Below are 3031 nucleotides of genomic sequence, written 5' to 3'. Positions count from 1 at the left end.
GTCGCGTACTGCGGCCGCGCCTGAAGGCCTATTGCGACGTGCTGCGCCTGTCTGATCTCGCCGACCTGGGCGCGGCGGCCGCCGGCGAAGAAGTCAGCCAGGTGCCGCTGCAGGATGCCGCCGCGGTGCACGGGCTGCTGGCGGGCGTCGATGCCGTCGTGCACCTGGGCGGCGTCTCGGTCGAGGCGGCGTTCGATCCGATCCTGCAGGCCAACATCGTCGGCACCTACAACCTGTATGAAGCGGCGCGCAAGCACGGCGTGAAGCGCGTGCTGTTCGCGAGCTCGAACCACGTGACCGGCTTCTACCGCCAGGACGAGGTGCTCGACACGAATGCGCTGCCGCGCCCGGACGGCCTGTACGGTGTCAGCAAGGCCTTCGGCGAGAACCTCGCGCGCTTCTACTTCGACCGCTACGGCATCGAGACCGCCTGCCTGCGCATCGGCTCGTCGTTCGCCGAGCCGAAGGACCGCCGGATGCTCGCCACCTGGATGAGCTTCGACGACCTGGAGCGGCTGGTGGTGTCGTGCCTGACGGCGCCGCTGGTCGGCTATAGCGTGGTCTACGGCATGTCGGACAACCGCACGCAGTGGTGGGACAACACCAAGGCGAAGCACCTCGGCTACGTGCCGCAGGACAGCTCCGAGCCGTTCCGCGCCGCGGTCGAAGCCCGCCAGGCCCCGCTCGACTACAACGATCCGGCCGTGCTGTACCAGGGCGGCGCCTTCGTGCGCACCGGCCCGTTCGAATGAGCGTCGCGCTGCCGATGGACAAGCTCGACGCATCGCGCGACCAGGTGGGCGAAAGCCCGCTGTGGTCGGTGGCCGAGCAGGCGCTGTACTGGGTCGACATCGAGGGCCGCCAAGTGCGCCGCTTCGACTGGGCCACGCGCCGCGTCGAGAGCTGGGCCTGCGCCGAGCGCGTGGCCTGCCTCGCGCTGCATGCGCAGGGCGGGCTGGTGGCGGCGATGGAGAGCGGCGTGTTCCACCTGCGCCTGTCGGCCGCGGGCCTGACCTCGACGCGCCTGCGCAGCATCACCCACCCGCGCGACGGCATGCGCTTCAACGACGGCCGCTGCGACCGCCAGGGCCGCTTCTGGTCCAGCACGATGGTGCGCGACATGTCGCTCRCATCGCCGTTGGGCGCGCTGTTCCGGCTCGATGCGAACGGTCTCTCGGCGCCGCTGGTCTCGGGGCTCATCACCGGCAACGGCCTCGCGTTCAGCCCGCGCGGCGAGGTGATGTACCTGTCGGACTCGCACCCGAGCGTGCGCCGCATCTGGGCCTTCGACCTGGACACTGACGGCACGCCCACCGACCGCCGCGAGTTCGTCGACATGAACCGCCACCCGGGCCGGCCCGACGGTGCCGCGGTCGATGCCGACGGCGGCTACTGGATCTGCGCCAACGACGCCGGCCTGGTGCACCGCTTCACGCCCGACGGCCGGCTCGACCGGTCGCTGCCGGTGCCGGTGCCCAAGCCGTCGATGTGCGCCTTCGGCGGTCCGCAGCTGCGCCACCTGTTCATCACCTCGATCCGGCTGCCGACGGCGGCCGACGATGCGCCCGACGGCTCGGTGTTCGTCACCGAACCCGGCGTGGCCGGGCTGCCCGAGGCTGCCTTCGCTTTCTGACTTTCGTTCTGACGTTTCGCCAGCCCCCATCCACCCCGGAGACAAGACCATGACAAACAGAATCCGCACCCTGGCCGCCGCGATCGCGCTGGCCACCCTCGGCACGGCGCAGGCCACCGAGTTCCGCTCGACCGACATCCACCCCGACGACTACCCGACCGTGCTGGCCGTCAAGCAGATGGGCCAGACGCTGTCGAAGCTGACCAACGGCAAGCACAGCATCAAGGTGTTCAACAACGGCTCGCTCGGTGCCGAGAAGGACACCATCGAGCAGACCAAGATCGGCGCGATTCCGATGACGCGCGTGAACATCGCGCCGATGAACAACATCTGCCCGGCCACCGTGGTGCCGACGATGCCGTTCCTGTTCCGCTCGAAGGAACACATGCGCGCGGTGCTGGACGGCCCGATCGGCGAGGAGATCCTGAAGAGCTGCGAGGCGCAGGGCTTCATCGGCCTGGCCTACTACGACAGCGGCGCGCGCTCGATGTACACGGTGAAGAAGCCGATCAAGACGCTGGCCGACGCGAAGGGCCTGAAGATCCGCGTGCAGCAGTCCGACCTGTGGGTCGCGCTGCTCGAGGCGATGGGCGCGAACGCGACGCCGATGCCGTTCGGCGAGGTCTACACCGCACTGAAGACCGGCCTGGTCGACGGCGCCGAGAACAACTACCCGTCGTACGAGAGCTCGCGCCAGTTCGAGGTCGCCAAGTACTACTCGAAGACCGAGCACTCGATGGCGCCCGAGGTGCTGCTGTTCTCCAAGCGCGTGTTCGACGGCCTGAGCCCGGAGGACCAGAAGGCGATCCGCCAGGCCGCGAAGGAATCAGTGCCGTTCATGCGCAAGCTGTGGGACGAGCGCGAGGAGAAGTCGCTGGCCACCGTGAAGGCCGCCGGCGCGCAGATCATCGAGGTCGACAAGGCCTCGTTCCAGGCCGCGATGAAGCCGGTGTACGACAAGTTCCTGGCCGACCCGAAGCTGCGCGACCTGGTCAAGCGCATCCAGGACACGAAGTAATTTCGGCGCCCTGCCGACTCACTCACTGATCCCCCGCGGCGGCACCTGCCGCCGCGGTGAAGGAACCCCGATGTACACGAAATTCTGCGCGGCCATCGCCAAGGCCTGCCTGCGGCTCGGCGTGGCGGGCCTGGTGCTGCTGCTCGCGGCGGTGCTGTACCAGGTGTTCGGCCGCTACGTGCTCAACAGCACGCCCACCTGGGCCGAGAGCCTGGCCCTGGTGCTGGTGCTCTACGTGACCATGCTCGGCTGTGCCGTCGGCGTGCGCGACGCCGGCCACATCGGCATGGAGCTGCTCGGCTTCCTGCTGCCCGAGAAGGCGAAGCTGCCGACCGAGATCCTGATCCACCTGCTGACGATGCTGTTCGGCGGCCTGATGG

The 3031-nt window shown here is 68.7% G+C and carries 4 protein-coding genes; all 4 read left to right on the top strand.

The features are described from left to right. A partial coding sequence (locus AC1D12_RS29560) for an NAD-dependent epimerase/dehydratase family protein (RefSeq protein WP_477844752.1) occupies positions 1 to 752 on the top strand: 752 nt, incomplete at its 5' end. Continuing rightward, positions 749 to 1633, top strand: coding sequence for an SMP-30/gluconolactonase/LRE family protein (locus tag AC1D12_RS29555; RefSeq protein ID WP_477844750.1), 885 nt, complete (start codon positions 749 to 751; stop codon positions 1631 to 1633). The genes AC1D12_RS29560 and AC1D12_RS29555, both read left to right, overlap by 4 nt. Before the next feature lie 49 nt (positions 1634 to 1682). Beyond that, the gene (locus AC1D12_RS29550) at positions 1683 to 2651 is read left to right on the top strand and encodes a TRAP transporter substrate-binding protein (RefSeq protein ID WP_047499701.1); all 969 of its coding nucleotides are present in this window, start codon (positions 1683 to 1685) and stop codon (positions 2649 to 2651) included. Positions 2652 to 2721: 70 nt separating this feature from the next. Then, on the top strand, positions 2722 to 3031 hold a 310-nt coding region (locus AC1D12_RS29545), incomplete at its 3' end, for a TRAP transporter small permease (protein WP_477844748.1).

Source organism: Rhizobacter sp. P1_G5, from assembly GCF_056405435.1.
Note: the sequence above shows the minus strand (reverse complement) of the source record. Positions and strands in the feature narration are given on the sequence as shown.